27 protein-coding genes and 3 pseudogenes are annotated in these 26,701 nt (G+C 69.2%); 14 read left to right on the forward strand and 16 right to left on the reverse strand.

Annotated elements, in window-relative coordinates:
• Nucleotides 1-4 precede the first annotated feature (4 nt).
• The 7 genes from OG892_RS01570 to OG892_RS01600 form a co-directional block, all read right to left on the reverse strand.
• Complete coding sequence (locus OG892_RS01570) at nucleotides 5-1,549, reverse strand: phytoene desaturase family protein (protein ID WP_371628238.1); 1,545 nt, start codon at nucleotides 1,547-1,549, stop codon at nucleotides 5-7.
• A 57-nt stretch (nucleotides 1,550-1,606) separates the two neighbouring features.
• Nucleotides 1,607-3,874, reverse strand: a complete 2,268-nt coding sequence (locus OG892_RS01575) for a tetratricopeptide repeat protein (protein WP_371628239.1) — start codon at nucleotides 3,872-3,874, stop codon at nucleotides 1,607-1,609.
• Nucleotides 3,875-3,891: 17 nt separating this feature from the next.
• Nucleotides 3,892-4,791: an oxygenase MpaB family protein gene (locus OG892_RS01580; RefSeq protein ID WP_371628240.1), complete on the reverse strand. Its 900-nt coding sequence runs from the start codon at nucleotides 4,789-4,791 to the stop codon at nucleotides 3,892-3,894.
• 72 nt (nucleotides 4,792-4,863) lie between these two features.
• Nucleotides 4,864-5,469 (reverse strand): GPP34 family phosphoprotein, encoded by a 606-nt coding sequence (locus OG892_RS01585; protein ID WP_371628241.1) that lies wholly within the window; start codon nucleotides 5,467-5,469, stop codon nucleotides 4,864-4,866.
• A gap of 193 nt (nucleotides 5,470-5,662) precedes the next feature.
• Nucleotides 5,663-5,812: a hypothetical protein gene (locus tag OG892_RS01590; protein WP_371631762.1), complete on the reverse strand. Its 150-nt coding sequence runs from the start codon at nucleotides 5,810-5,812 to the stop codon at nucleotides 5,663-5,665.
• A gap of 110 nt (nucleotides 5,813-5,922) precedes the next feature.
• Nucleotides 5,923-7,158, reverse strand: coding sequence for a tyrosine-type recombinase/integrase (locus tag OG892_RS01595; RefSeq protein WP_371628242.1), 1,236 nt, complete (start codon nucleotides 7,156-7,158; stop codon nucleotides 5,923-5,925).
• Between the two features lie 50 nt (nucleotides 7,159-7,208).
• Nucleotides 7,209-7,517 carry a helix-turn-helix transcriptional regulator gene (locus tag OG892_RS01600; RefSeq protein ID WP_371628243.1) on the reverse strand — a complete coding sequence of 103 codons (309 nt, stop codon included), beginning with the start codon at nucleotides 7,515-7,517 and terminating at the stop codon, nucleotides 7,209-7,211.
• A 75-nt stretch (nucleotides 7,518-7,592) separates the two neighbouring features.
• Between OG892_RS01600 and OG892_RS01605 the strand changes: the two genes are divergently transcribed.
• Nucleotides 7,593-8,410 (forward strand): IS5 family transposase gene (locus tag OG892_RS01605; RefSeq protein WP_371631554.1). Its coding sequence is split into 2 segments (ribosomal slippage): nucleotides 7,593-7,922 and nucleotides 7,925-8,410, totalling 816 coding nucleotides; the frame shifts between segments, so codons are not numbered across the junction.
• A gap of 159 nt (nucleotides 8,411-8,569) precedes the next feature.
• Here OG892_RS01605 and OG892_RS01610 read toward each other — a convergent pair.
• Complete coding sequence (locus OG892_RS01610; RefSeq protein ID WP_371628244.1) at nucleotides 8,570-8,938, reverse strand: winged helix-turn-helix domain-containing protein; 369 nt, start codon at nucleotides 8,936-8,938, stop codon at nucleotides 8,570-8,572.
• Nucleotides 8,939-9,543: 605 nt separating this feature from the next.
• Between OG892_RS01610 and OG892_RS01615 the strand changes: the two are divergent.
• Together OG892_RS01615 and OG892_RS01620 are read left to right on the forward strand one after the other, a co-directional pair.
• Nucleotides 9,544-10,391, forward strand: a pseudogene (locus OG892_RS01615) (IS5 family transposase).
• Nucleotides 10,388-10,786 (forward strand): hypothetical protein, encoded by a 399-nt coding sequence (locus OG892_RS01620; protein WP_371628245.1) that lies wholly within the window; start codon nucleotides 10,388-10,390, stop codon nucleotides 10,784-10,786. Before OG892_RS01615 ends, OG892_RS01620 begins: the two are co-directional and overlap by 4 nt.
• Before the next feature lie 8 nt (nucleotides 10,787-10,794).
• Here OG892_RS01620 and OG892_RS01625 read toward each other — a convergent pair whose 3' ends face one another.
• The gene (locus OG892_RS01625; protein WP_371628246.1) at nucleotides 10,795-11,202 is read right to left on the reverse strand and encodes a hypothetical protein; all 408 of its coding nucleotides are present in this window, start codon (nucleotides 11,200-11,202) and stop codon (nucleotides 10,795-10,797) included.
• A 158-nt stretch (nucleotides 11,203-11,360) separates the two neighbouring features.
• On the opposite strand from OG892_RS01625, the gene OG892_RS01630 reads away from it, so the two are divergent.
• Nucleotides 11,361-11,675 carry a hypothetical protein gene (locus OG892_RS01630; RefSeq protein WP_371628247.1) on the forward strand — a complete coding sequence of 105 codons (315 nt, stop codon included), beginning with the start codon at nucleotides 11,361-11,363 and terminating at the stop codon, nucleotides 11,673-11,675.
• Here OG892_RS01630 and OG892_RS01635 read toward each other — a convergent pair.
• Nucleotides 11,670-12,047, reverse strand: a complete 378-nt coding sequence (locus OG892_RS01635) for an NUDIX hydrolase (protein WP_371628248.1) — start codon at nucleotides 12,045-12,047, stop codon at nucleotides 11,670-11,672. The two genes, OG892_RS01630 and OG892_RS01635, sit on opposite strands and share 6 nt — an antisense overlap.
• A gap of 58 nt (nucleotides 12,048-12,105) precedes the next feature.
• On the opposite strand from OG892_RS01635, the pseudogene OG892_RS01640 reads away from it, so the two are divergent.
• Nucleotides 12,106-12,350: pseudogene (locus OG892_RS01640) on the forward strand (hypothetical protein); the annotation flags it as partial.
• Between the two features lie 767 nt (nucleotides 12,351-13,117).
• Here the strand turns inward: OG892_RS01640 and OG892_RS01645 are convergent.
• From OG892_RS01645 to OG892_RS01655, 3 genes are all read right to left on the reverse strand, one after another.
• Nucleotides 13,118-13,342, reverse strand: a complete 225-nt coding sequence (locus OG892_RS01645; RefSeq protein ID WP_371628249.1) for a hypothetical protein — start codon at nucleotides 13,340-13,342, stop codon at nucleotides 13,118-13,120.
• A 61-nt stretch (nucleotides 13,343-13,403) separates the two neighbouring features.
• A protein-coding gene (locus OG892_RS01650; protein ID WP_371628189.1) for an IS5 family transposase occupies nucleotides 13,404-14,263 on the reverse strand; the annotation gives its coding sequence in 2 pieces (ribosomal slippage) (nucleotides 13,404-13,903 and nucleotides 13,903-14,263; 861 coding nt in all).
• A 654-nt stretch (nucleotides 14,264-14,917) separates the two neighbouring features.
• Nucleotides 14,918-15,220 (reverse strand): hypothetical protein, encoded by a 303-nt coding sequence (locus tag OG892_RS01655; RefSeq protein WP_371628250.1) that lies wholly within the window; start codon nucleotides 15,218-15,220, stop codon nucleotides 14,918-14,920.
• 171 nt (nucleotides 15,221-15,391) lie between these two features.
• Between OG892_RS01655 and OG892_RS01660 the strand changes: the two genes are divergently transcribed.
• Complete coding sequence (locus OG892_RS01660) at nucleotides 15,392-16,654, forward strand: IS701 family transposase (RefSeq protein WP_371628251.1); 1,263 nt, start codon at nucleotides 15,392-15,394, stop codon at nucleotides 16,652-16,654.
• Complete coding sequence (locus OG892_RS01665; protein ID WP_371628252.1) at nucleotides 16,651-16,839, forward strand: hypothetical protein; 189 nt, start codon at nucleotides 16,651-16,653, stop codon at nucleotides 16,837-16,839. Before OG892_RS01660 ends, OG892_RS01665 begins: the two co-directional genes overlap by 4 nt.
• A gap of 31 nt (nucleotides 16,840-16,870) precedes the next feature.
• Here the strand turns inward: OG892_RS01665 and OG892_RS01670 are convergent.
• Nucleotides 16,871-17,741 (reverse strand): annotated as a pseudogene (locus OG892_RS01670) (MFS transporter); the annotation flags it as partial.
• Between the two features lie 189 nt (nucleotides 17,742-17,930).
• Here OG892_RS01670 and OG892_RS01675 point away from each other — a divergent pair.
• From OG892_RS01675 to OG892_RS01695, 5 genes are all read left to right on the forward strand, one after another.
• Complete coding sequence (locus OG892_RS01675) at nucleotides 17,931-18,074, forward strand: lasso RiPP family leader peptide-containing protein (protein ID WP_371628253.1); 144 nt, start codon at nucleotides 17,931-17,933, stop codon at nucleotides 18,072-18,074.
• A gap of 181 nt (nucleotides 18,075-18,255) precedes the next feature.
• On the forward strand, nucleotides 18,256-20,121 hold the full coding sequence (locus OG892_RS01680; RefSeq protein ID WP_371628254.1) for an asparagine synthase-related protein: 1,866 nt from the start codon (nucleotides 18,256-18,258) through the stop codon (nucleotides 20,119-20,121).
• Nucleotides 20,111-20,362 (forward strand): lasso peptide biosynthesis PqqD family chaperone, encoded by a 252-nt coding sequence (locus tag OG892_RS01685; protein ID WP_371628255.1) that lies wholly within the window; start codon nucleotides 20,111-20,113, stop codon nucleotides 20,360-20,362. The genes OG892_RS01680 and OG892_RS01685 overlap by 11 nt, the downstream gene beginning before the upstream one ends.
• Entirely contained in the window at nucleotides 20,359-20,793 is a 435-nt protein-coding gene (locus tag OG892_RS01690; RefSeq protein WP_371628256.1) for a lasso peptide biosynthesis B2 protein, read from the forward strand. The genes OG892_RS01685 and OG892_RS01690 overlap by 4 nt, the downstream gene beginning before the upstream one ends.
• Nucleotides 20,794-22,571: 1,778 nt before the next feature.
• A complete protein-coding gene (locus tag OG892_RS01695; protein WP_371628257.1) occupies nucleotides 22,572-22,721 on the forward strand; it encodes a hypothetical protein in 150 nt (49 codons plus the stop codon).
• Nucleotides 22,722-22,932: 211 nt separating this feature from the next.
• Here OG892_RS01695 and OG892_RS01700 read toward each other — a convergent pair whose 3' ends face one another.
• Nucleotides 22,933-23,367 carry a hypothetical protein gene (locus tag OG892_RS01700; RefSeq protein WP_371628258.1) on the reverse strand — a complete coding sequence of 145 codons (435 nt, stop codon included), beginning with the start codon at nucleotides 23,365-23,367 and terminating at the stop codon, nucleotides 22,933-22,935.
• A 1,346-nt stretch (nucleotides 23,368-24,713) separates the two neighbouring features.
• On the opposite strand from OG892_RS01700, the gene OG892_RS01705 reads away from it, so the two are divergent.
• Nucleotides 24,714-25,085: a hypothetical protein gene (locus tag OG892_RS01705; protein WP_371628259.1), complete on the forward strand. Its 372-nt coding sequence runs from the start codon at nucleotides 24,714-24,716 to the stop codon at nucleotides 25,083-25,085.
• The gene (locus tag OG892_RS01710; RefSeq protein ID WP_371631555.1) at nucleotides 24,995-25,489 is read left to right on the forward strand and encodes a cytochrome P450; all 495 of its coding nucleotides are present in this window, start codon (nucleotides 24,995-24,997) and stop codon (nucleotides 25,487-25,489) included. Before OG892_RS01705 ends, OG892_RS01710 begins: the two co-directional genes overlap by 91 nt.
• 305 nt (nucleotides 25,490-25,794) lie before the next feature.
• On the opposite strand, the gene OG892_RS01715 is transcribed toward OG892_RS01710, so the two are convergent.
• Nucleotides 25,795-25,992 (reverse strand): hypothetical protein, encoded by a 198-nt coding sequence (locus OG892_RS01715; protein ID WP_371628260.1) that lies wholly within the window; start codon nucleotides 25,990-25,992, stop codon nucleotides 25,795-25,797.
• Nucleotides 25,993-26,701: the final 709 nt, after the last annotated feature.

Genomic DNA, 26,701 nt, shown 5'->3' on the forward strand with positions numbered 1-26,701 from the left:
CCGGTCACCGGCCCAGCGCCGCCATCGCGGCGTTGTGGCCGGGCACCCCGCTGACACCGCCACCGCGCACCGCACCGGCCCCGCACAGCAGGATGTTGGGGTGCGCGGTCTCCACGCCCCAGCGGCCGGTCGCCTCCGTGGCGTACGGGAAGGCGAGGTCCCGGTGGAAGATGTGGCCGCCGGGCAGCCGCAGCTCCTGTTCCAGGTCCAGCGGGGTCTTCGCCTCGATGCAGGGCTCGCCGTTCCCGTCGAGGGCCAGGCAGTCCGCGAGCGGCTCCTCCAGGTGCGCGTCGAGTTCGGCGAGTGTCGCCTTGAGCAGGGCCGCGCGTGTCGCCCCGTTGTCCGCGGCGAAGAGCCTGGCCGGGGTGTGCAGGCCGAAGAGGGTCAGGGTCTGGTAGCCGCGGGCGGCGAGATCCGGGCCGAGGATCGAGGGGTCCGACAGCGAGTGGCAGTAGATCTCGGACGGCGGGGCGGCGGGCAGCCGGCCCGCCGCCGCGTCCCGGTAGGCGTCGGCCAGCTGCCCGTACCCCTCCGCGATGTGGAAGGTCCCGGCGAACGCCTCACGCGGGTCCACCGAGCGGTCGCGCAGCCGGGGCAGCCGGGTGAGCAGCATGTTCACCTTCAGCTGGGCGCCCTCTGCGGGCTCCGGCGGTTCGTCCCCGAGGAGGGCCGCGAGTGCCTGGGGCGAGGCGTTGACCAGGACGCGGCGCGCGCCGACGGTCCGCTCACCGCCGTCCGTTCTCACCGTCACCTCGGCGTGCGTCCCGTCGGTGTCGATGCGGACCGCCTCGTGGCCGGTGCGGATGTGGGCCCCGGCCGCGCGCGCCGCCGCCGCGAGGGCGTCGGTGAGCGCGCCCATGCCGCCGACCGGCACGTCCCAGTCTCCGGTGCCGCCGCCGATGACGTGGTAGAGGAAGCAGCGGTTCTGGACCAGTGAGGGGTCGTGCGCGTCTGCGAAGGTGCCGATCAGCGCGTCGGTGAGCACGACGCCGCGTACGAGGTCGTCGTCGAAGTTCTCCTCGACGGCGACGCCGATGGGCTCCTCGAAGAGCATCCGCCAGGCGTCCGCGTCACCGATCCGCTCCCGCAGCGCGTCGCGGGCCGGCAGCGGCTCCGTGAGGGTGGGAAAGACCCGCTCGGCGACCTGCCCGGTACGGCGGTAGAACCGCTGCCACGCCGCGTACTCCCGGTCCGATCCGGTGAGCGCGGCGAAGGACTCACGGGTGCCGTCGCCGCCGACGAGCAGCCCGGTGGCGCGCCCGTCGCGGACGGCCGGGGTGTACGAGGAGACGGTCCGTCTGCGTACGGCGAAGTCGAGGCCGAGCTCCGAGACGATCTTCGGCGGCAGCAGGGACACCAGGTACGAATAGCGCGACAGCCGGGCGTCGACGCCCGCGAAGGGCCGGGTCGAGACGGCCGCTCCCCCGGTGGTGTCCAGGCGTTCCAGGACCAGGACGGACTGCCCCGACCGGGCGAGGTAGGCGGCGGCGACGAGACCGTTGTGGCCACCGCCCACGATGACTGCGTCATAGCTGTCGGGTACGGGCATGGCTCTTGGTAGCACGGACGACGGCCGCGGGCCAGAGCGGGCGCCGGGGCGGTGCGGTCAGGACGGCGGAATGACCCGCTGCCGGCGCAGCGCCGCGACCTGCCGGTACAGCCCGACCGCTTCCGTACCCCGGCCGAGCTGTTCCAGGCAGTGCGCCTCGTCGTTGCGGCTCGCGAGAACGTCGGGGTGGTCGGCGCCGAGCAGCCGGGTCCGCACCTCCGCGACCTGCCGGTAGACGGTGAGCGCCTCGGCCCAGCGGCCGAGCCAGCCGAGGCCGACGGCGACCTCGCGGCGGCTGACGAGGGTGTCCGCGTGGTCGGCGCCCAGGGCGCGGGTGCGCATCGCGTACACCTCGCGCGATTCGGCCAGCGCCTCCTCCCAGCGGGCCAGCCTGCCCAGGTTCACGCCCAGTCCGTGGCGGGCGCGGAGGGTCTCGGGGTCGTCGGGACCGCTGACCCGGGTCCGGTCGTCGACGAGCACCCGGTACAGCTCCAGCGCCTCTGCGCTGCGGCCCAGCCGGCCGAGGCTGATCCCGACCTCGTAGCGGGCCGCGAGGGTGTCGGGGTGGTCGGCGCCCAGCACCTGCGACCGGCCCCCGACGACCGCCCGGTAGGTCTGCAGGGCCTCCGCCCACCGGCCGAGCCGGCCCAGCGTGTAGCCGACCTCGTAACGGGTGACCAGGGTGTCGGGGTGGGTCGCGCCGAGCAGCCGGGCGCGGGCCTCCGCCACGTCGTGGGCCATCCGGTACGAGTCCTCCAGCCGCCCGAGCCGGCTGAGGTTGAACGCCAGGTTGTGGCGGCAGCGCAGGGTGTCGGGGTGGTCGGGTCCCATCGTGCGTTCCCGGGAGACGAGGACGGCGGCGTAGATCTGGTGGGCCTCGAAGTGGCGGTCGAGCCGGCCCAGTACGTACGCCACTTCCTGCCGGGCCGCGAGGGTGTCCGGGTGGTCGGGGCCGAGCGTCCTCTCGCGGCCCTCCGCGACGAGGCCGAACTCCCGCAGCGCGTCCGACGCGCGACCGGTGCGGCTGAGGGTGAACCCGACCTCGTAGCGGCTGGCGAGCGTGTCGGGGTGGTCGGCGCCCAGAGCGTGCTCGCGTTCGGCGGCGACCGCCCGGTGGACCTGGCCCGCCTCGTCCCAGTGGCCGAGGCGGCCCAGGTCGAGGCCGGCGCTGTGGCGGCCGGCGAGTATCGCGAGGTGTTCCGGAGAGGGCGTGGGCCGCTCGTCCCCGGCCGCCGGCACCGGTCCTGTGCCGGCCCTGGGGCCGGTGCCGGTGGTCCACTCCCCGGTCAGGCCCGCCGAGTGGTCGGGCATCGGGAGGCCAGGTGAGGTGCCGCCCATCGCCTTGATACCGCTGGTCATGCCGCGGGTCCAGTCGGGCAGCCGGGGCAGCGGGCCGGTCCGTCCGCCGGGGTGCCCGACGGGGACGGGCGGCGCGAGCAGCACCCGGCCGGACGGCTCCAGGTACGGCTGTCCGCCGGTGCGGCCGAGGGCGATGCGCCGGCGCAGGTCGCCGGCGTCGGCGGGCCGCTGCTCCGGGGTCTTGGCGAGCAGTTCCAGGACGACGCGGTCGAAGAAGACGGGGAGTTCCGCGCGGTGGCTGCGCAGTGGCTCCGGCTGGGTGTCGCGGTGTCCGACGAGCACGCCCCAGGCGTCTTCGAGGTCGAACGGCGGCGCTCCGGTGGCGATCTCGTACAGCACGCAGCCCAGCGAGTAGAGGTCGCTGCGGTGGTCGATCTGGCCGCCGCTGATCTGCTCGGGCGACATGTAGTGGGGGGTGCCCATGGCGATGCCGACACCGGTGAGGCGTGAGGTGACGCTGATGTCGTGGCCGAGTCGGGCTATGCCGAAGTCGCAGATCTTCACCGTCCCGTCGGCCAGCCGCATGATGTTGGCGGGCTTGAGGTCGCGGTGGACGATGCCCTGCTGGTGGGTGTAACCGAGGGCGTCGGCCACCTGTTCGGCGATGTCGACGACGTCGTCGACCGGCAGCGGGTGCTGTTCGTTGTCCTCAAGGAGCTGGCTGAGGTTGCGGCCGTCCAGGAGCTCCATCACCAGGTAGAGCACGCCCTCGTACTCGCCGAAGTCGTGGACGACGGTGACGCCCCGGTGCTGGAGAGCGGCGGCGACCCGGGCCTCCCGGCGGAAGCGCTCGCGCAGGACGCGGGTGAAGTCCTGGTCGTGCTGGGGGCCCATCGGCTTCAGGCATTTGACGGCGACCTGACGGCCGAGTGATTCGTCGCGGGCGCGCCACACCTCGCCCATGCCGCCGCGCCCGATCAGATCGAGCAGTCGGTACCGGCTCTGGATCAGCCTGGTTTCCGCCATCCCCGCTGTCGCCCCCGTCACTCCGCCTGCTGTTGCTGCGCCCTCCCCGGCCCGTCCAGTATGGCTGCCTGCCTCTTCAGTTTGTACGGGGTGGGGCGGCTGCCGGGACCCAGCCTCGCCATCGCGTTCAGAATATGACCCGGCGGGAGCTGCCAGCGCAGCCGGGCCGGGATGCCCCGCAGAACGGTCCCGGCGGTGCGCAGCCGCCGGTCGACGGCGGCCGCCGCGGGCGCGGGTCTGCCGTACAGCTCGTGGGCGTACGCGGGCAGCGACTGGTAGGCGAGCGTCGCGACGCGCTTCCACAGCAGGGCACGGGCGGGCACCAGCAGGGGGTGGACCGGTGGCCGTCGCAGGAAGTCGTCGACGTCCAGCGCATCGGGTGAGGCGGCCAGTTGGGGCCTTACCCGATCGAAGTACGCGGCGAGCTGTGCGGTGGTGGCGGGTACGCCGGCCGGGTCGAGGCCGACGAGCCGGGCGCCGCGGCGGTGTTCGTCGATGTACCGGTCGGCCTGCGCGTCGGTGAGCGGGAAGCCGGAGCGCCGTTCGACCTGGAGGTAGGAGTCGGCCTCCGCGCAGTGGACCCACAGCAGCAGTTCGGGGTCGTCGACGCCGTACGTCTCGCCGGTGCGCGGATCGGTGGCCTTGAGGAGGCGGTGGATCCGGCGGACCCGGGCGCCCGCCTTCTCGGCTGATTCGGTGGTGCCGTAGGTGATGGTCCCGACGAATCCGGCCGTGCGCATCAGCCGGCCCCAGGCGTCCTTGCGGAAGTCGGAGTTCTCCATGACGCCGCGCACCGCCCGGGGATGCAGCGCCTGGAGGTACAGGGCGCGCACCCCCGCCACCCACATCATCGGGTCGCCGTGTATCTGCCAGGTGACCGATTCGGGCCCGAAGAGCCCGGGGTCGGCTTCCGTCATCTCGTCCTGCCTCCCGCTCGACCGTGCGCCCCTCGCCGTCGGGTCAATACACCCGGCGCGCCCCCGTCCGGCTCACGGACCGCGCCAGACGTTGGCGAACGCCGCGTTCTCGATGGACCTCCGCTGGCGTACGGCCTCCAGCTCCATCACCGCGTCGTGGACGATGGCCACGACCGTCGTCACCGCCTCGTCGTCGAAGCCGGTCTCGTCCTCGTGGTGTTCGCCGTCGATGCCCACGACGGAGGCGAGGGCGGTCAGGACGGGCTCCCGCCGCTCCCAGCGCTCGGCTGCCCGGCGGCGCGCGGGCGTATCGGCCGGTTCCACGCGCTGCGAGCCGAAGGAGAGGCGGCCGCCGCGCTTGGGCGTCAGCTCACCGGCCTCCTCCAGGGCGCTCTGGTACGCGGCCGAGAGATCCCGGCCCCGGCGCCACAGCCAGTCCTCGATCCGCTCGTAGGGCGCCTGCCGAACGAGCGCCGCGGCGGCCTCGCCCATGAGCCGGTCGTCCTGCTCCGGCACCACACCCGGCACGATGCGGTCGCCGTCCACAGCGACCGCCTCCACCCCGATGAGATCGATCAGCTCGGCTCCCGCGAGCGCGAGCGACAGGTCCCCCTGTCCCACGGAGTTCTTCGGCCCCGCGTCCGTGGCGATCGTGAACAGGTCCTTCGCCGTGGTCATGAAGGCTCCCCTCGGAGACATCGACAATGATGCGCCCCCGCCGGGCCGGCCCGGCGGCGGAACGGCTGTCACGATCAGTATCGCTCCCGCCCTCGCGGTCCGGAGCTCTTTCGCGCGTCGGCGTCAGAACCCGACGGCACCGGGGACACCGTCCGGCCGCCGATCGGGCGGCCGACCGGGCGGCCGACCGGCCTCAGGAGGTCGCGGCACGCAGAGCGGTGACGGCAAGGGTGGTGAACTCCATCGTGTACGTGCCCAGGTCGTCGGCCTCGACGATCCCGGGGAGCGAACCACCCTCACGCAGGGGCGTGACATAGCGGGTCGCTACGACTTCTTGCAGCACTTTCCCAGGCCACCCACCTCTTCAGCCTTACAATCAATGGAGGGGCGCTGCGGGGGACAGAGACGGGAATCGCCGGTCGACGGCGCTGGGGAGAATCTGGGGAATTTCGACTAGCGAGCCGATGCCCCGCCCTCCCCAAGCAGACCGTCGATGGCGCCGCGCCCCTTGCTGCCGGCCTCCGGCATGAAGTGAGCATAATAACCGAGAGTGATCGCTGGCGAGGAATGTCCGAGCCACCGCGCCAAGGTCACGACGGACTCTCCGGCTTCCAGCATGATCGAGGCGTAGGTGTGCCGAAGCACGTGGAAACCGTCCTTCGGGGCCGCCGCCCACTGCCAGGCTTTCGCCCCCTCGGCACGTGGCGGGATGACACCGGCCTTGGCCAAGGCCGGCTTCCAGGTGTAGGTGTTCCACGCGTTCACCGCGATGGCGTTGCCGAAGCGCGTGGTGAGCAGCAGAGAAGACTTCCTCCTCTCCCCCTCCGGCTTCCCCCACGGCAGCTCCACCTCAACCGGCGGGAACGCTTCGATGTGACGCTTGAGTTCCTCGGCCACCGAGGGGGGCAGATCCACGGTGCGGATCTTCTTCCCCTTCGGCAGGGCGAAGTACAGCCTTCCGTGAATCGCCTGCACTTGGCGCCGAACGTGAAGCATGCCGCGTTCATGGTCGATGTCCTCCGGACTCAGCCCGAATACCTCGCCCTGGCGGAGTCCGCAGCCCAGACCGACTGCGACGGCGATCCTGTTCCGCTCGTTGATGGCATCGCGGACCCGCAGTGCCGTAGCCATCGGCCACGCATCGCGCCGCTCCCGTGGCGACTTGGGCCACCGCACAGATTTTGCGTGCATGGGGTTGCGCGCGAGGCGCTTGTCGTCGACGGCCGCTTCCAGGATGGAGGAAAGCTCGGACAGGATGCCGCGCTGGTAGTCGACCGACGAAACTCTCGACTCCAAGTTGGCTACGAACGCACGCAGATCCGATGCGGCGATACTCCTGAGAGGAAGCTGGCCCAGGTACGGGATGATATGGAGACGCGCTCTACGCTCCTGACCGTCCTGGGTCTTCGGAGCACCTCCTCGACCTGGCGTCCAGTGCGTCGCAATATAGTCGGCCAGCGTGATGGACCCATCGCGCGGGTCTACGAACTCGCCTCGCTCCTCGTCCGTGGCCGCCCGGCGAAGCCACGCCTTGGCGTCCTCCAGCACATCAAAGGCTCGGTCTCGCACGCCAGGTATGCCGGCGACCTTGTACCGCTTGCCCTTACCGTAGCGAGCGGTTTTCTCCCTTCTCCCGGTGACCGGGTCCTTCTTCTTCTTGAGCCAACGATCCTCGATGTAACCGGCCAACAGGTTTCCTTTCAAGATGACATGAGCGGCGCCCGACAGTGTTCGGTGCGTCAAGCACCGGTGTTCGTAGGTCGCTGCGGATGCGCACTCAGCGGGCTCAAAGCAGAGTTGGATCGAGAGTCTGCGCATTCCTGCTCATGAATCCAGGCATCAAGAGCTGTCCGCCGGTACATGACGCGCCCGCGAGGGCCCATGCGGAAGCTCGGCGGCCCCTGTCGTCGGTGCCGCCAGACGTAGAGCGTGTGCGGTGATATGCCGAGGTACGCGGCAGCATCCCTTACGTTGAGAAAGCTGGCGTCGCGTACAGCGCTCGCGGGTTCAGACACAGCCGGGGGAGCGAACGGCGATCGTGAAGGCATGGAGCACCTCCTAAGAGGTCCTAACAGAAGCCTCAGATGACGTGACTATCGGCTTGGGTGCTCGTTGGGCTGTACGTGGGGAAGAGAGAGACACGTCCGTGGATCGTCTCGGATGAACTGTGGTTGCTGATAGAGCCGTTGTTGCCTGTTCCGGCGCCGAAGCTGGTGCCCGGCCGGCCGAGAGTTCCTGACCGCCAAGCGCTGTGCGGCATCCTGTTCGTGCTGCATACCGGGATCCAGTGGGAGTACCTGCCGCAGGAGCTGGGCTTCGGTTCAGGCATGACGTGCTGGCGCCGACTCGCTGCCTGGAATGAGGCAGGCGTCTGGGACCGGCTTCACGTCGTGCTGCTGGCCAGGCTGCGAGCGGCGAAACAGCTCGACTGGTCGCGGGCGGTGATCGACTCTTCCCACGTCCGGGCCGCTCGGCGCGACCCAAAAGCGGCCCCAGCCCGGTCGACCGCGCGCGGCCGGGCAGCAAGCACCACATCCTCGTCGACGGCCAGGGCATCCCGCTCGCGGTGTCCCTGACCGGCGGAAACCGTAACGACGTCACCCAACTGATGCCCCTGCTCGCCAAGATCCCGTCGGTCCCAGGGCTCGTGGGACGGCCACGTCGACGGCCTGACGTCCTGCTTGGGGACCGCGGCTATGACCACGACAAGTACCGCCGCCTGGTCTGGGCGCAGGGCATCAAACCAGTCATCGCCCGCCGCGGAGTAGCGCACGGCTCCGGCCTCGGGATTCATCGCTGGGTTGTCGAGCGCACGATCGCCTGGTTCCACGGCTTCCGACGTCTCCGCGTTCGATGGGAAAGACGCGACGACATCCACGAAGCCTTCCTCGGCCTCGCAGCCTGCCTCATCACCCACCGCCACGTCCAACGCCTTTGTTAGGACCTCTAAGAGGGACGAGAGGGGATGGGCCCGGGCGGCCCGCGTCCGCCACGGCTCCACCGCCAAGCACAGCCGAGTGCGAACACCATCAATCCTCTGCACGATCCCCGGTTTCGGTAACCGGGGATCGTGGCCTATATTCCGCCCCTCAACCGAGAACTAAGTAGCCAGCCGGTAGGACCTGAGCGCGGGGTGTACGTCGTCTTCAACCAAGAGGACGAGCCCGTCCTCTGTGAGTCGGCTGAGGTTTCGAGCCACGACACGTTCGGGGGCACCGACGGCACGGGCGATGCCACGGGCTTCAACACCCGGGCGAGCCGCGATGTGCGCGAGCACCACGAGGTCCTGGCGATGCCCGCGCTGCACTAGGTCCTCGCCGAAAAGGCCGGCGGCGCAGACGCAAAGGCACAGGGCCGTGGAGAGGGCTGCGTAGTCGGATTTCATCTGGGCGGTCCATGCGTTCATGGCGCCAAGCGCCAGGAGGATCGGGGCGGTGACGCGGGCCGATCGAAGTGCGGCGTTCGGCATGTGGGCTTCCTTGCTGTGGACCAGTGCGCGAGACGGGAAACGAAGGCGGGAGCAGTCGTACTCGCACCGCTTGGATCGTCTCTCTGACTGGTGTATTCCGGGGAGCATGTACGTTGACATGGTCGCCGGTAGTGGTTCCAGTCCTCTGGGGCTCTTTCTCGTCTGCCGTGGGCGAATCCGCCCGCTGGCCTGCCAGGGTGAGGTCCCGGCTATCCCGGCGGGAGAAGGCCGGCTCCTCTCCCCGGAGCACTTTCGACACAGCGTTTCCCGTGCGAGGAGTGGCGCCCGCTCCTCGTCAGAGCCACCCCTCAAGGGCGGAAATGCAGGCTCGTTCGAGGCCCGGCTGGCAGGACTGGTCTTCCACAAGCCGGTCTGCGCCAGCGCGCTCTTCCCGGGCCACTGAGAGCATCTCGGAACACGCTGGTCTCATGGATCAGCCTCTCCATGTCGCACTCGCTTGTCCGTGGTGCTTTGGACACCAGGTTCCGCTCCGAGGTCTAAGTGGGCGGTTCGTTAGTCTTCGAGGGGTTTTGCTGTCACCTGATGGTGTGGTGGTGGGGCGGAACCTGCCGACCCCACGGTCGCTGATCTGGTGATGTGACCAGGTGAGTGAACGCAAGCCGTATCCGAATGACTTATCGGACGAGCAGTGGTCGTTGATCGAGCCGGTGATCACCGCGTGGAAGGGCCGGCATCGGTCGGTCAGCGGCCATCAGGGTGCCTACGACATGCGAGAGATCGTGAACGCGATCCTGTACCAGGGACGAACCGGCTGCCAGTGAGCCTACCTACCGCATGACCTGCCGCAGAAGAGCGCGACCTACTACTACTTCGCCGCATGGCGGGACGAGGGGACCGACCAGGTCATCCACGAACTCCTGCGGTGCCAGGTCCGCGAACGCGCCCGGCGATTAGAGGACCCGGCCCTGGTGGTCCTGGACACGCAGAGTGTCCATGTGGCCGCCGGGGTCCCCGCCGACACGAGCGGCCATGACCCGGCCAAGCGCGTGCCCGGCCGCAAGCGGGGATTGGCGGTGGATGTCCTCGGACTGGTCATCGCGGTCGTCGTCCTGGCCGCGAACACCCACGACAACGCGGCGGGATCGTCCTGCTGGACCAGGTCGCCGAACAGATGGGCGGAACAGTCCGCAAAGCTCTCGTCGACCAGGGCTTCAAGAACCAGGTCGTCGCGCACGGCGCCAGCCTGGGCATCGACGTCGAGATCGTCGCCCGCGACCCGCAGATCAAGGGATTCGTGCCGCAGCCCAAGCGTTGGAGGGTCGAGCAGACCTACGGAACCCTGATACTGCACCGGCGCCTGGTCCGCGACTACGAGCACCACCCCTCCTCCTCCGCCTCACGCGTCTACTGGGCCATGACCCACGTCATGACCCGCCGGCTCACCGGCACGAACACCCCCACCTGGCGCGAGGCACAGGCGGTCGCAGCATGAACATCCAGCCCTTGCTCGACGCCCTGGAACTGCAGGAACAAGCTGCCCGGGTTCTGGCCGGCGACCTCCGTGAACAGATCGACGGCCTGCAGAACCGGCTGCGGGAGGCCGAGACCCATCTGGAGCATCTCGCGATCACCCGCACCACCGTCACCAGCCTCGCCGACCGGCTTCCCGCTGCCCCACCGGACCTGCCCGAGCACCCGGACTACCCCCGCATCCTCGACGCCTTCAACCACGCGACCGGACCACAACGGGCGAGGGACGTCTGCCAAGCTCTCGGCCACGAGCTGCTGCCGAAGAACGTCGAAGGCACCCGCGCCAAGCTGAAACGCCTGGTCAAGCTCGACATCCTCACCGAGGTCGACACCGGCATCTTCGCGAGAAGGCCATAGCCGGACACCTATGGCCAGCAATCACTGGCCACAATCTGGTGTGCGTACCTGTTCTCCGGGTCGATGTCTTGGATCACCTTCAGTGCTTCATGCATCCGCTCCGTCTCGCACATCAGCCGGACAAGGACGTACAGGGCGTAACGGTCACCGTCTTCGGCGCGCTCGCGCAGCGCGGACTCCATACCTCGCTCCCGAAGCGACCTGTTGAGTCTCCGAAGTGCGTGGCGATCCCTGAGGGCGAGCTCCGTAAGTTCTGGAATCCGTTCCGCTTGGACCAGCAGATCCATGTGCCACAGATGATTGTCGTGCTTGTCCGGATCATCGGAGAAGCACTCGGCATGGGCGCTTACCAGCGCGATCGCTGCGTCCCAATCCTGAAGTTGCTCCGCAGCTCGAGCTCGCTCCAACCAGTCCACAGGCCGATTATCGTCCGTTGCCCCAGCGAACAGCAACGGACAGCATCTTGAAGCAACCCCTGCGGAGTGCTCTTCAGGGCAAGTCGCGGTCAAAACCTCTCAAACCTCCCTCTCAGGGCCCGGGGGCCGGGTGGCGGCAGCTGAGTCGGCGTCGCGCCGTGAAGTGCGCGCCCGACACCGGGGGCCCCGATCAGCCCGAGGCACAGCCGGTGCAGCGGTACCTGTTCGGCACGGCGTGGAACACACCCGGTACGACCGTGGCGGCGACCACGGTGCGTTCCCGCTATCTGCTGGGCTCCTCGCGCGGTGTCGGCATCCGCCTCGTACGCAACCCCGGCACCACGGACGCGGCCGGGCTCGGAGCGTGGGAGCTTGCGCACCGCCTCAACCGGTGGTCCGACGCCGCCGACCGCGGAGCCGCGTCCACGCCGGGCGGCCTGGACCGCCTCCTGCTCAGCGCACTGGACTCATAGGCCGATCGCGGACTTCGGCCCCATGTACGAGCCGACGCCCGGGAAGTTGTCCCGGGCGAGCTTCACGAACAGATCGCTGAACCCCAGCTTCGGTAGCGCGTCCAGCGCCACGAACTCGACGCTGCGGATCGGCCTCGTGTCCGCGCCCTCCTTGACCGCCCCCATCTGCCCGCCTACCCGGCGGGCCTCGAAGGTGATGTGAGTGACGTGCGCCTTCTGGTTGTCGCACAGGTACAGCAGTCTGCCGACCTCTACCTCGACGCCGGTCTCCTCGGCCATCTCTCTGACCAGAGCCTGTTCAAGACTCTCCCCGTCCTCGACCTTCCCCCCGGGCAGGGACCAGGGCCGGGAGGAGTCCGTGTCCTGGTCCAACAGCAGAATCCTGTCGGCCTTTGAGCTGGGGTTTGTCGAGTCCGGGCCGCGCCGTCGGCTGTCGTTGGGCCAGGGCTGGGAACCGCCGGTTCGAGAGAGCCGATCCGGTACGGGAGTTCCGCTGGGCCAAGGGCGGGGAGAGTTTCGCGGGTCTGTACTACTCGACCACGACTCGTAGCCCACGTGGGCTACGAGTCGTGGCTGGAGCGGGATCGGCTGATCCCGCTGGGCCGCGATCCCGAGGTGGTCGGGATCGCGTCGCAGCCGTTCTGGCTGCATTGGCACGACGGGAAGCGGCGGCGCTGCAGCCCCGAGAAACGGACAAACAGGGGCAGGATTTGGGCGGCGTGACACGTAAGAGTTGACATCACGAAGGGGTGTGACAGTCACCCTCCGTCAGCGTGACACTGGTTCCGGAGGGCCTGCAGGTTGGCGGCCGGTGGTGGGACTGGCCTGCTTCTCCCAGGCCGCGCGCCAGGCCCTCAGTTTGTCCTCGGTGTACCGGACGGTCTGCCCGTCCAGTGCACCCTCGGGCACCGGGATGAAACGCTCTCGGGAGCGTTTCAGGTAGGTGCGCATGGTAGACGCCTTCCACGGCAGGATCCCCTTCCGCCACGCCTCCTCCAGCAAGTACCGGACCGGCACAGGGTCGCCGAAGGCATCGTCCGCCGACGGCGGCTGGCGGATCACAGGCGCCGCGTCGGCGGCCTGCTGCGGCGGGGCCGGGCGGAACGACGGGGCCTGGTCCGCACACGTGCGGGCGCTCCTGTTCGAGCAGCGGTTCCATCCCGGCCAGGATCCGGCGCAGGGGCGGACCCGGGGCGCCGGCCGCGAGGGCCTGCGCCGCGAGTTCGGTCACGGTGGAACCGGCGGTACGCAGGCTCGCCACCCCATCAAGAGCGGATTTCTGACACCAGCCCCGACACAGAATCGCCGTGTGGGGGCTGGGCGAGAGTGACCTTCGGTAAGGCCCGTCGTGTCGCGACAGAGGACCCGGACGATGTCACGGTCCTTGCACCAGGTCCGGGCGTCTCGGAGCGAATCAGCCGGCGGGTGGGCTGTTCCTCGGGCTAGTTGGGGGAGAAGAGCAAGGCGGCGATCTTGTTGTCGTGGAAGTCGTTCTTGTTGGCGATCCCCGATAGTCCGGTGTTCGGGTTATAGCTGTTGGCGTTACCGCCCTTGATCTGCTGTTGCGGCTTGATCAGGCTGTTTCCCGGGCGGCGGCCCGCGTTGTACTGCTGGTCTCCGGCCGAGGAGGGGAGAATCGCCTCGGGGTTGGAGCCGTTGTCTGCCATGGCGGGTGAGCTAATGATGCCGGCCAGGACAAGGCCGAGACCTAGAGTGTGTCTTCAAAGGTCAGATCCATAACAGGATTGAGGCGATGGTGACGGTGGCCTGGAACGACTCGTGGGTCTTGTCGTAGCGGGTGGCCAGGCCGCGCCATTGTTTGAGCCGGTTGAAGCAGCGCTCGACGACGTTGCGGAGTCGGTAGACCTCCCTGTTGAAACGCGGTGGTCGGCCGCCACGTGAGCCTCGGCGTAGGCGGCCGCTGGCCTGGTCGATGCGTTCGGGAATCGTGTGGCGGATGCCGCGCTTTCGCAGGTAGGCGCGGATCTTACGGGAGCTGTAGCCCTTGTCCGCGATGACGTGGTCGGGCCGGGTGCGTGGCCGGCCTGGACCGATGCGGGGAACGCAGATGGCGTCCAGGACCTCCTCGAAGCGAGTGCAGTCGTTGACGTTCCCGCCGGTCAGAACGAAGGCGAGTGGGCGGCCGTGTCCGTCGCAGACCAGGTGGAGCTTGGTGCTCAGTCCGCCTCGGGATCTGCCGAGGGCGTGATCACCCGCTTCGTCCCCCTCGGTGACCCCTTTTTGCCGCCGGCGGCGTGCTGATGGGCCCGCACGATCGTGGAATCGACCGACACCAGCCAGTCGATGTCCCCGGCCGCATCTTTCTCCGCCTGCAGAGCCCGCAGCATGCGAGAGAACGTGCCATCCAGCGCCCACCTGCGGAAACGCGTGTAGAGCGTCTGCCAGGAGCCGTAGCGTTCCGGCACATCCCGCCAGGCCGACCCCGTACGCAACTTCCACACAATCCCGTTCAGCACCACGCGGTCATCCGACCGCGGCCGCCCCGCCGTCCCCGAACTCGGCAACAACCGCGACAGGACAGCCCACTCAGCATCCGACAGCTCATGACGACGCACCACAACCGACATGATCCCTCAACACCTAAAACAGCTTTGAAGACACGGCCTAGGGCCGCTGCTGTGGTCCGAATGCGCATGTACATCTCCAGATGTTTGAACGGAAGGCGACGACAGCAATCGGATCGCAGGTCCCGCACTCTCGGCGGCATTCACCCCTCGGGCGGCGCGTCGGGCAGCTGAGGGCCGACAGGACGGCATCCCCATACGCCAGCGCGGCAACCGCCACGGTCTCCCCCACCAGACGAGAGGCACCGGTCAAGATCAAGTGGCAGAAACCTGCCGGTCGTCAAGATCACCTGACAAACGAGCAAGATCCTTTGTCAGAGGTCATCATTCCTGACCTCTGACAGGTGATCGTGACCGATTGCCAGGTGACTTTGACCGGCTCCGGTTTCTGTTGGGCGGCCTGATGTGCTGCCCGGTCTCCGGCCTGGGCCCAGGCCGGAGACCGGGCAGTGTCTGTCAGGGGCGTGGACGTCACGATCCTCGGATGACTGAGCCGACAGGCCGTCCCCCTGGAAACCGAAACCGGTCAAGATCCTTTGTCAGAGGGCAATTCCCCGCACGGCGAGGCCGGATCCCGCTGGCTCGGCGAACTTCGGTGCGGGCCTAGTACTCCAGTACGACTTCGTGATTTGACGTCACGTGGGGCTGCCGTAGTGGCTAGCTGACGGTGTTCTGGCCGATCGCCCGGATGACGTCGGCAAGCCAGACCAGGTGGTAGCCCACGGCCCGGTCCTCGTAGGCGAGCAGGCCCTCAAGGTGTTGCCACGACTCGGATAGCTGCCCGATCGTGATCGTGCTCGGTTCGTTGGGGACGTCGTAGAGTTCATCGCCCGGAACAGACCAGAAATAGTCGTGTTCGAGTGTCACCGTGTTGCCGGCTGACGCTTCAACGTGTCGAAGCGCCAACTCGAAGGCGTGCCGGAGCTGATCGAGCGGGATCTGCAGTGGTTCGCTGGTCATGCGCTCATCTTGGCCGGTCAGGAGCCGCGTTGGGTCCACCGGTTTGGCGTCGGCGGGTACGAGCGGCCGACGGGCGAAGCGAGGAGATCAGCACTGAGGTGGACCCGGCCGGGAACGGGAGCGGCCACCGCGTGATCATCAGAGGTTGTGTGGACTCCTGAAGATGGTGCGATGGCCGCGGGCCACAGCGTAGACCCCGCCCGTTGGCGGGCGATGTTCGACCAGGCCATGGCCCGTATCGCGGGTCGGTTCCGGCGCGTTGAACCCCGGGCGACGGCACGGGCGTTCGTGCTCGGGCTGCTGTCCGGCGTCGAGCGCAAGAACTGCTGGCAACTGGCCGAACAAGCCGGACATACCCGCCCCGGCCCGATGCAGCGACTGCTGCGGAGCGCCCGCTGGGACGCCGACGAGGTCCGCGACGAGGTCCGCTCCTACGTCCTGGACCACCTCGGCGGCGACGGGGTGCTGATCGTGGACGAGACCGGGTTCCTGAAGAAGGGCGACCGCTCGGCGGGCGTCCAGCGGCAGTACACCGGCACTGCGGGAAGAATCGAGAATGCACAGGTCGGGGTCTTCCTCGCCTACGCCTCTGCACAGGGACGGGCGCTGATAGACCGTCGGCTCTACCTCCCCGAGCACACCTGGTGCCAGGACACCGAACGCCGGTCGGGCTCCGGCGTCCCCGAGGACGTCGAGTTCGTGACCAAGCCCCGCCTGGCCTGGCAGATGATCGAAGCGGCGCTGGACGCTGGGTGCACCGCCTCCTGGGTCACCGGCGACGAGGTCTACGGCCAGGACCCGCAGCTTCGCTCCGCCCTGGAGGCACGCGGGGTCGGCTACGTGCTGGCGGTCGCCTGCACCACCCGCGTGCGGATCAACCAGGACCGCACGGTGGTCCAGGCAGACACAGCCGCAGCCGCACTGCCCCCGGGCGCCTGGCAGCGACAGAGCGCCGGCGCAGGGGCCAAGGGCCCGCGCTACTACGACTGGGCTTGGGTCCAGATCGGCCCCGACCACAACCGGAGCCTGCTGATCCGCCGCAACCCCGCGACCAGCGAACTCGCCTTCTACCTGTGCTGGTCACCGGGAGAGGTGGCCCTGTCCGCGCTGGTGCTCGCAGCCGGGATCAGGTGGTGCATCGAAGAGTGCTTCCAAGCCGCAAAGTACATCGACTTGGACCGGGCGGCGTCGGCCGAGGGATACCGGTGGCGGCCACCGTGGCGGCTCGGTGAGCCGATCCTCGTGGAGGACCCGGACTGGGAGGGCGCCACACTCAACGGGCGGCGGCGCCCCTGGGCTCCGTGCGGCCGGGTACCTACAAGCACCTGGCCGAGGAGTTCGAACGGCGCCGCACCGAGCTCCAGGCGGCCGGCGAGATCACCGACCCACGCGACGCCCAGATCGAACGCCTCAAAGCCGAGGTCTCCGAGTTGAAGAGGAGGGTCACTGCCCGCGACGAGAAGATCGTCGACCTGACCGGCTTCAAGACGTTGGCCATCAGCAGCCTCGCCGCCCAGCACGACGAGATCGAGCGGCTGCGCCGGCGGCTGGCTCAGCACGGAAACGTACGAGCGCTCCCAGTTGCTGGGGCAGGTCAGCAGCCGGAGGGGCATGGATGAAGACCCGGGCGGCTGAGCGGCGGATGCCGGTTCAAGGCGGCCCTGCGCGCAGGGCCGTCGCCTCTACTGCTGTGGAGCGCGGTGCCCTGGCCGTGAGAGCGACGAGGGCTGCGAAGGCGGAAATGAGTGCCAGCAGTCCGAAAAGACGGGGGTAGCCACCGAGCGGCACGGCCAGGGCAGCGCCGACGAACGGGGCGAGGGCGGGGGCGGCCGGTTGCCGGGGCGGCCAGGAGTCCGGAGAGGCGGCCGTAGTGGGTGGTGCCCCACCGGTCGGTGATGGCGGTGGCTTGCAGCAGGGTGAGGTTACCGCGGACCATCCCGGCCGCGACGGACAGGACGACCAGCAGGGCGTACGGACCAGGGACGAGCGCGAGCGCGGCTGTGGTGAGTCCGCCGAGTGCGATCAGCGCGACGGTACGGGCCGTCACGCCGGTGCGGCGGGCGAGCGTCGCGTAGAGGGTGCGGCCGAGGGTCTGTCCGGCGCCGCCGAGACCGAGGGCCCACGCGGCCATGGTGGTCGTGAAGCCGCGTTCGAGCAGGAGCGGGACGAGAGCGACGACGACGGCGTACACGGTGAACGCGGAGAGCGTCAGGGCCGCGGCCAGCAACCAGAACTGCCGGCTGTGCGCCACCTGATCCGCCCTGCCGACGGCGTGGGCGGGTGCCGGAGGCGCCTTCGGCCACGGTGCGTTCAGGGCGAGCCCATGCGCGGGCACGGTCACCACGGCCAGCACCAAGGCGAGAACGGCGTATGTCGCCCGCCAGGACAGGTGATCGGCGAGCGCCGCGGTGAGAGGTGCGAAGAGCGTGGAAGCGAGGCCCCCGGCAAGGGTGACGATGGTGAGGGCACGGACGTGGTCGGGGGCCCACCAGCGGGTGATCGCGACGAAGGCGGGCTGGTATCTCGCCGGTGGGGGAGTTCCGCAGTCTCATTCGGTGACGTTATGTCAACTGTTCCGAAGTGTGGAGGCGGTGGTTTCCCTCGTTGGGATGGTCCTCCGTGGGGGGTGTGGCGTGGCGCGTTCGCTTCGTGAGTCACTGTGGGTGTCGGGTGGATCGACTGCCCGCGACGACCGGGAAGGTGACTTTCTGTGATCAATGCGTTGGAGTTCGAGGCTGAGGACGTGTACGAGGCTCCGCTGCTGGCGGAGGTCGGCGACTTCGCCAACCTCACCCAGGGTGGCGGCTCCTTCTACCCTGAAGGTACCGGGGATTACTACTCACAATTGGGCTGATCGGCCTGCGGTTGAAGGCTGTTTGATGCGCGGGTGCCGGCGCGTGGCCGTCTACGGTGCGGGCCGGCACCTGCCGCTTCTTGGGGGGTCCTTTCTCGGGGGCGCCGGGCGTGGTGTTGCTTGACGGGCGGCGGTGTGTCGGGGGGCAGCAGGGGTGTCTACGGGAGGCGGGGTTGAGGGCGTGGTGGACGGTGTGTCGGCGGGTTGGTTCGTGGTGGTGCCGGACCGGGAGCTGCCGTCTGGTGTGATGGCGCGGCTGCGGGAGCGGGCGAGCGGGGTGCTGTCGTACCGATCGGGGCGGCCGTGGCTGCTGGGATCCTGGCGGGCGGACGGGATGGTCGCGGTGTCGGCGGGCGGGCGGATGCTGGCCGTGGTGGGGACGTCCTCGACCACTGCTGCGGATCTGGCGGCCCGGCTGAAGCGAGCGGGTTCGATCGCCGGCCTGGAGCAGGCGATGGACGGAGTGCACGGCAGTTTCCATGTGGCCGCGTTCTTGGACGGGCGCGGTTACGTGCGCGGCAGTGCCGCCGGGGCCCACCGCCTGTACCGGGCGGTGGTGGGTGGGGTGACGGTGTGTGCGGACCGGGCGACCACGCTGGCCTGGCTCACCGGCGCGGAGCCGGACCCCGTCCAACTCGCGGCGCGCCTGGCCGCCCCGAACCTGCCCTACCCGCTGGCCGGTGCGGCGATGTGGAGCGGCGTGGACGCCGTCCCACCGGGCGAGGCGCTGCACTGGGAGCCCGACGGAGCCTGCCGTACCGCCGTCTGGTGGCAGCCACCGCCTGCCGAACTCCCCCTCGCCGAGGCCGCAGCACGCCTGCGCGGAGCCCTGCGCGAGGCGGTGGCGCTGAGGGTGCGCCCCGGACAGATGCTGGGAGCCGACTTGTCCGGCGGCATGGACTCAACCTCCCTGTGCTTCCTGGCCGCCGAGGCCGGAGCATCGCTGATCACCTCCACACTGCACTGGGACACACCCGGCAATCAGGACCACCACTACGCCGCCCACGCGGCCGAGCGCCTGCCCCGGGTCGAAGCCCTGGTCTTCCCCTCGGCCGAACTCCCCCCTTTGTTCACCGGCCTCGACGAACGCCGCGAACCCGGGCAGGAGCCCTCGGCGGCGCTGCGCGACCTGGCCCGCCGCCAGCACACAGCGCGCGAGATGCGCACCCGGGGAGCAGTGCTGCGCCTGTCGGGCCACGGCGGCGACCACATGGTGGTGCCCCCCGCCGCCTACGTCCACGCCCTTCTGCGCCGCAGCCCGCACACCGCGCTGCGGCACATGGCGGGTCACAAGGCCCGCTCACGGTGGCCGCTCGGCGCCACTGCGGGCATGCTGCTCCGTACGCAGTCCTACCCGTCCTGGCTGTCCGCGGCCGGCAGCCGGCTACGGGAACCGGCGGGGAGCGAGCCCCGGACCTGGGGGGAACGGCCGGCTCTTCCCCCATGGGCGAGCGGGCAGGCCGTCGACCAGGTCGCCGGGCTGCTGTGTCACACCGCCGAGCAGGCCCAGCCGCTGGACACCGATGTCGGGCGCCACGCCTGGATTCACCAGATGCGCGAAGCCGGACGGATCGCGGGGCTGCTCCGCGCGGCCGGAACGTCGATGGACCTGCCGGTGGACAGCCCGTTCTGCGACGATGCGGTGATGAACGCCTGCCTGACCGTCCGGCCCGAGGACGCGGGCAGTCCCCGCTCCTACAAGCCGCTGCTGGCCGCGGCCATGGACGGCCTGATGCCCCCCTACCTGCTGGAGCGCACCACCAAGGACCATTGCGGCCCTGACTGGTACCGCGGCCTCAAGACTCACCGCCGTCAGCTCGCCGACTGGGCCGACACCTCCCACCTGGTCGCCGCCGGCCTCGCCGACGAGGACAAGCTGCGGCGTGTTCTGCTCAACCCCGGTATGCACCGCGGCGGTGCACCCGGGCTGGAGAACACCCTCGGCGTCGAGGTTTGGCTGCGCGACCTGTCAGCACATCCCGTCCCCGCCCACCTCACCGACCGACACCCCCACGAAGAGGACACCGTTGACACAGTTGCGCTCTGACGTCGCCTGCTGCCCGACTGAGGACGGCACGGTCCTGCTCGACGAACGCGACGGCCGCTACTGGCAGCTCAACGCCACTGGCACCACCGTCCTGCAAGCCCTCCTGGACGGCGCCACCCCCCACCAGGTCGCGGAGCGGCTCGCCTCCACCCGCCCCGTCACCAGCGAACAGGCCGCCGCCGATATCACCGCCCTCATCGACCATCTCTCCCGCGCCGGGCTGATCGAGGACGCCCGATGAGCCAGGTTCTCGACACGACCGGAATCCGGCCCCCGCTACACCGCCGGCTCGCCGCCTACCCGGCCGTGGCCGCAGCCCGGCTGCTCGCCCACCTCCCGCCCAAGCGCCTGCAAGCCGTCCTGCGCGCCGCCCGGCACGGCGCTGAGGCCGCCGACTACCCCACCGCCCTCCAAGCCCGACAGGACGTCACGGCCGTCAGCACCCTGTGCTCCGGCCGCTACTGCCTCCAACGCTCCCTGGCCACCGCCCTGTTGTGCCGCCTGAACGGCACCTGGCCCACCTGGTGCACCGGCGTACGCACCCCGCCCTTCGCCGCCCACGCCTGGGTCGAAGCCGACGGCCGACGCGTCGGCGAACCCGAAGATGCCGCTACCTACCGGACCATGCTCACCGTTCCCCCGCGCACCCGCACACCCGCGGCACCTCGATAGACGTCCGCCCCCCCCCGGCCTGGTCATCAGCCGGGTACTCAGGGCCGTGAGGGCAGCGGGCGGAGGACGGCCGCGTGTTCTGCCCACTGCGGGCCGGTTCTGCCTCCTGGGGGACGCGGTGTTCGGCTCCGGAGGCGAAGGCGCGGCATGTGCAGGAGAAGCAAGCATGATACAAGCGAGGGAGAGCACCGTAGCGGTGACGATCTTCTTCATGTCGCCCACCGCTTGTCGAGGACGCAGGCTGACGACCGACGCCGGTCGGCCTGTCCATCACCCCGGTCGCCCAACCGCCTCAACTGCCCAACTGCTCTGTACTTCCCGTTCGTTGGCAGGACTTTCGGAGTGAGCGCGGGGGCGGCAACCCATCTGGAGGGGAGGGGAAGGAAGTTCCCTTTTCGCGCAGAGGAGTTGTTATGCGTCGCGTCGCTCTTGGTCATCGCTGTGGTCTTCGGTGCCCCGGTGGCCATGGCCGCCAACGCATCGGCAGCCCCCTCGGTCAATATCGTTGAGCGTATCGGTTCAGGGAGCGTGGTGGCCGGTGTCGACGCGAAGCTCGTCTGCGGCGGCTGCCCCCGTACGGCGTGACAGGGATGCTCCTCAGGCCCCGGCGCCCATGTCACCGCCGGCAGGACGGGCACCTGGCCGGCAGACGCCGACCAGCACCACGGCCCGTGGCCGGAGGCCGGCATGCCCGCGGACGAGGGGCCGGACCGTAGATGCCGGGCGGACTAGACACCGGCCGACGAGAGGAAGCCCGATGCCCAACAACAACTACAGCGACCCCGACATCAGCGACAACGACGGCGAGGACTGACATCCCCGCCGCCGCACACCCCAGCCGCGCACTCCCGCCGGCCGGGGGGCGGCCACCCGCCCCGCCGGTCGGCAGGATGCCGGCGACCCCGACGGCGAGCGCCGTCGCCGTCGGGTGTTCGCCCCACACCGCCCACGGACGGGACCAGTCCGGCGTCCTCGCGGTCCCGGAGACCACGACGGTGGTGGTCTCCGGGACCAGTCCGGCGTCCTCGCGGTCCCGGAGACCACCACCGTCGTGGGGCCGGACCCCCTGCGGTCGGCCACGGAGGCCCCAAGGCCCGTCTCGTCGCTGGGCGTAGCACAGGTGGCGAGGGGTTCGGCCACGCGGTGGTCCGGGCGACTGCACCGCGGTCAACATCGCAGGGCCGCCACGCCACCGCCGGAGGGACGGTGCCGGGCGTCCGGACCGCCGGCCGATACAAGGGACAGGTCATCCGGGACACCGGTGTCCGGCGTTCCGGCCACCCGTCTGTGTTTCGAAGGAACGTGATCCCGTGAACCGTGCCCACCGCCTGACCGCCGCTCTCGGCGGTATCGCCCTCGCTCTCGGCGGTGTCCTTCTCACCGCGCCTCGCGAACGCCGACGACTGGGCTCCTGCGACGGAAGTGATCAACGTGAACGCCCCTCAGGACACTTCCTCCTGCGGCGCGACCGGGAGCGACACGGGGGTGGTAAACATCGGCTGCACCCCCAGCGACTCCTGACACCGGCAACCCTGTGCCGGGCGCCGGCAGCTCGGTGCCCGGCACGGAGTTCAGGAGGCGTAGTTCTCCGCACACGGCCTTTGTGCTGCAAGGGACGGTCGGCGGAGGTGTCGGGGCGGCTGCGCACGGACCGGGTGACGGCGGGCCGACGGCACGCTCAAGGGTGGCAGCGGTCGGGCACCGAGGCCGTTCGTGGCAGTACCTGAACGGACAACGCGGCACTGCTCGCCTACCACCTCTGGCAGAGCTGGCAGCACGTGGGAACGGTCAGCATCGACAGGGCGGGACACCTGCTCGAAGTACGCGCCGTCGCCCGCGACGACCTGCCCGTGGTCACCCAGGGAGATGTCTTCCTGGCATCGGGCCTCCACACGAACCAGACATCCCACGACGGCGCGAACCCGTAGGACAGGAACCGCCCCGGCCCACGCCACGGCGCCGGCGACGAGCACGCCCGCTCGCGCACCCCTCAACCTTGTCCGCTGCCGCTCCGACCGGCCCTGCATCACGATCCACCGAAAGCTTTCCGGCCAGGCATCACGAGCGGGACGCCGCGCGGCGCCGTGAGCAGCGGACGGTTCCGGCGGCCGACGTGAAGTCGCCGCTACCCGGCCGGGGTCAGAGAACGACCAGCGTGAACGGCTGGTCCTTGCGGCCGCCGTTCTGGATGGTTACCACCAGGATCGACTTGGCGCTGTTCCCGCACTCGGGCCGCTTGGAACGCGTCAGCTCGAGGATGGGGTTCCGAGAGGTGCCCAGGTTCGGGGTCGCCTGACTCACCCCGGTGGAGATGTCGAAACCGGAGGCGGAGATCTTCACGCAGTACTCGCCCACCGCGACGCGCTGGACCGACGCCACGCCCTTGCCCCGGAGCAGCTTGCCCGACGCGTTGACGACCGCTGCGGCCCGCGCGTACGGCGCCACCGCGACCGGCGCGGCAGCCCGTGCGGCGGACGCCGTGTCCGGCAGCGAGACCGCGACCGCACCCGCCGCGAGAGCGCACGCCGCACCCGCCGCCACCGCAACGACACGCGGTTTTTTGAAGACCCTCATGGGGAACCTCCTGTAAAAATCCAGCACTTGACTACACACAGTGCCGAACAGCCCTCAGGGAAAACCAGGGCATATAGGTATGTTCACCCGAACGAGAGAGACCCTCCGTCAGCGACCTCGCCACCGCGGACCGCCATCAGGAGCGGGTGTCCCGGGCGGCGAGGGAAGGGCCAATCGGGGTGCACCCGCGCCCCACGGTCACCTCGAGGGAGTCGCAATTGGCGGGGACGCCCGCGCACTGGCTCGGGTCGCCGGAGCTCGGATGAAAATTCGAGCACGACTTGGCCAGCTCGTGGTGGGGGCCATGCTGGCTGGCGTAGGCGCTTTCCCGGCTGTGGGCAGGAGGCAGCGCCCGAAGAAAGCAGAGGCTCGGCGTGTCGTGCAAGTCAGACATGACCAAACTGACTTGGATGAGAGTTATCTGCCCCTATGTGAGGAGTTTCGATGCGTTCCTGTCGAGTGCTGGTGATGGTTGTGGTCGCAACTGCTGCTGGACTGGCCGGTGTCGGATCTGCGAGTGCGAGCGTCGCAGCGCCTGTCCGTCACTCAGTCGTCAAGGCAGACGGAGACGGCGGTGGCGAGCTGCAGGACCCGTACGAGGACACGCGTGACATGGTGGGTATCTACAAGACTCACAGGCTGACCAACTGACGCGGGACGCCCCGGTTGGGGGAAACTTGCTGGTCAGACGGCTAGTTTGGCCAGACGCTTGGCTGTGGGGTTTCCCAGCCAAGTGGCACCTCTGAGCGGCCCTTGATGCGGTTGTGGCACCCGAGTGCTCTGCGTGTGGCTGCTCGGGCTCGGGGCTGTGGGGCAGCACCACCACAGATGGCCCGTGCGTCTTCCCCATCAAGCGATGTAACCAGCGTCGCCACGGGGCATGGCGATCGGCGGTCCTCTTTGCCCGCCGCTCAGTGAGATTTCGTGAAGCGGTGACGAGGTGGCCTTTGGTGTTCGGGAAATGTGGAGCAGGTCGCCGGGAGCCCGCAAGTCCGGCGGAAGGTGGCAGCGTGCCACCCCGTGCAGCGGGTGGTGTTCCTGGCCTTGGGCATATCGGGGTGCTGCGCCGGGATCCTCTGGGATTCTTGCGGTCGCTTCCTGCTCAGGGTGATGTGGTGGAGGTGGGGCTGGGCCCAGTGAAGACGTTCGTGGTCTGTGACCCTGGGCTGGTGCGGGCGTTGTTGCTAGATGACCGGACGTTCGACAAGGGCGGCCGGTTCTTCGACAAGGGCCGGTAGGTCGTCGGTGACGGTCTCGCCACCTGTGTCCACGACCGGCACCGGCGTCAGCGGCGCCTCCTGCAACCCGTCTTCCACCCAGGCCGGCTGCCCGGCTACGCCCGGGTCATGACGGAGCAGGCACAGCTGGTGGCCGACTCTTGGAGCGATGGCTTCGTCATCGACGTTGACGCGCAGATGAGGAAGCTGACCACCGCAACGGTGGTCAAGACGCTCTTCACCCCCGCGGCAGGGGCCGCCGCGGAGACACTGACCGCGGTGACGCAGGATCTCCTTCGAGGCATCGACCGGCGCCTGCGCAACCCGATCAGGGCACTGGAAAGGCTTCCCACGCCTGCCAACCGGCGTTTTGAGCGGGCGAAGCCCGGCACCCCGGCCTCCAGCAGCGGCTGCACGAAGCCTGCGCCGCCGTCACCGGCGGGCGCCGTTCGCCTCAGTTCGAGGATCCTCCCCGACTCGGCTTCATCGAGCGTTTCCTGACCGATACGCAGCGCCTGTACCCGCCGGTCTGGGTCGTGACCCGCAAGGCCCGGACCGCCGCCACCCTGGGCCCGTACACAGTGCCGGAGGGCACCACCCTCATCTACAGCCCCTACCTGATCCACACCAGAGCCGACCTCTACCCGAGTCCCGAGGTGTTCGATCCCGACCGGTGGGCCGACCGGACGGTGCGGCCGTCCGCGGACAGCGCCTACCTCGCCTTCGGCGCCGGGCCCCGCAAATGCATCGGGGACCGCTTCGCCATGGCGGAAATGACCCTGGCCCTGGCCCAGATCACACAGCAGTGGACGCTGGAACCGCTCGACTCGGCGCCTGTGCAGCCGCGCGCACGCGTCTCCCTCACTCCCCACGGCCTGCGGCTCCGCGTACGCACCCGCACCTGACGTCCATGTCCCTGTTGTGGGCGTTGGAGTTGCGGCCGGCCTGACGTGCATGACCCGCCGGACGACTGCACCAGGCAGGCGAAGGGAGTTCGCACCGAATAGGGGGTAAATCTGGTGTGAACTGATTCGCGGAGACAGCATGCTCCGGCCGGAAAGGCCGGGCACCGAAGGTACCCGGCCTCTCCTGCGTCAACGACTACCGGGGAACGACCGGCAGGATCCCGGCCAGGGAGCATGCCCTGGGGGCCACTGCGCGTGATGAGAACTGAGAGGATGCCGGTGCGGGATGGGAAGGGTGCGCTCTTCTAATTCGACAGTACAAACTCGCCGTTGAACTGTCCGCCCTGGCAGATCAGGCCCGTCGGGGACTGGACCAGCTCCACCACCTTCCCACCGCCGAGCCTGCATTGGGCCGCAACGATGGCATTATCTGCGGCAGCGGGAAGGACGGTGGCGCTCAGCGCACCCGCGGTCAAGGCGAAGACCGTAAGCAGCTTCTTCATGACGAGCCTCCATTCGTTCCTGGACACCGGACTCTCCATGAGCCGGGTGCCCTGAAAACCTACCCTGCCCGTAACCGTGAGTACCCACATGTGACACGAAGTGATGAACGGGGGTCGTTGCGCACTCCGGAAGATCCAACGACCGGTTGCCCGAAGGCTGACAGGGCCACGAGGGCGAGTCCGCGCTCGAGTTATGGCGCAATCTCTACTCGTAGCCGCAGGTTCAGCTTGATCCTTACCCTCGGGCTTTCACGTGGCTGGGATCCGATGCGTGATCGGAAACGCGAAGAGTGCTTCTGACCTGCAACGACGGGACTTGTCTAAGGTCCAGGTCGTCGCATGAAAGAAGCACTCCTCGGGTGAAGAAACGCATCCGGTCCTTGCCGCGTGTCCGCGTCGAGGGCGGCGGTCGGGCGGAGGTCTCCTAGGCCGGATGGGTGCTGTCGGTCGAGACGGTCCGCAAGAGCGGCCTGGACACCAGCGGAGGTCGCGGACTTCGTACGCCACCGACGGGCATCCCCGATGCGCCGGGATTCACCGGCCTGGCCTGGCCTGGTACCTGCACAGATTCGTCCGACCCTCATCGCCGCTTTACTCCGGGATGCGGCGGTCGCGCCCCCATGGTGCCGACGACTGAGGCTGGTACGGCGGCCGGAGGTTCATGGACGGGGGTCTGCATTGGCCGGTCCGGTGGGCGTGAAGCGCACGG

The sequence above is a fragment of the Streptomyces sp. NBC_00341 genome, from assembly GCF_041435055.1.
Classification (GTDB): domain Bacteria; phylum Actinomycetota; class Actinomycetes; order Streptomycetales; family Streptomycetaceae; genus Streptomyces.

What these genes read in the sequence shown, in the direction of transcription:
- OG892_RS01570 (WP_371628238.1), bottom strand. Translation starts at nt 1,549, where the DNA reads ATGCCCGTACCCGACAGCTATGACGCAGTCATCGTGGGCGGTGGCCAC.
- OG892_RS01575 (WP_371628239.1), bottom strand. Translation starts at nt 3,874, where the DNA reads ATGGCGGAAACCAGGCTGATCCAGAGCCGGTACCGACTGCTCGATCTG.
- OG892_RS01580 (WP_371628240.1), bottom strand. Translation starts at nt 4,791, where the DNA reads ATGACGGAAGCCGACCCCGGGCTCTTCGGGCCCGAATCGGTCACCTGG.
- OG892_RS01585 (WP_371628241.1), bottom strand. Translation starts at nt 5,469, where the DNA reads ATGACCACGGCGAAGGACCTGTTCACGATCGCCACGGACGCGGGGCCG.
- OG892_RS01600 (WP_371628243.1), bottom strand. Translation starts at nt 7,517, where the DNA reads ATGCCTTCACGATCGCCGTTCGCTCCCCCGGCTGTGTCTGAACCCGCG.
- OG892_RS01610 (WP_371628244.1), bottom strand. Translation starts at nt 8,938, where the DNA reads ATGCCGAACGCCGCACTTCGATCGGCCCGCGTCACCGCCCCGATCCTC.
- OG892_RS01620 (WP_371628245.1), top strand. Translation starts at nt 10,388, where the DNA reads ATGAACATCCAGCCCTTGCTCGACGCCCTGGAACTGCAGGAACAAGCT.
- OG892_RS01645 (WP_371628249.1), bottom strand. Translation starts at nt 13,342, where the DNA reads ATGGCAGACAACGGCTCCAACCCCGAGGCGATTCTCCCCTCCTCGGCC.
- OG892_RS01655 (WP_371628250.1), bottom strand. Translation starts at nt 15,220, where the DNA reads ATGACCAGCGAACCACTGCAGATCCCGCTCGATCAGCTCCGGCACGCC.
- OG892_RS01660 (WP_371628251.1), top strand. Translation starts at nt 15,392, where the DNA reads ATGGCCGCGGGCCACAGCGTAGACCCCGCCCGTTGGCGGGCGATGTTC.
- OG892_RS01690 (WP_371628256.1), top strand. Translation starts at nt 20,359, where the DNA reads ATGAGCCAGGTTCTCGACACGACCGGAATCCGGCCCCCGCTACACCGC.
- OG892_RS01700 (WP_371628258.1), bottom strand. Translation starts at nt 23,367, where the DNA reads ATGAGGGTCTTCAAAAAACCGCGTGTCGTTGCGGTGGCGGCGGGTGCG.
- OG892_RS01705 (WP_371628259.1), top strand. Translation starts at nt 24,714, where the DNA reads ATGACGGAGCAGGCACAGCTGGTGGCCGACTCTTGGAGCGATGGCTTC.
- OG892_RS01715 (WP_371628260.1), bottom strand. Translation starts at nt 25,992, where the DNA reads ATGAAGAAGCTGCTTACGGTCTTCGCCTTGACCGCGGGTGCGCTGAGC.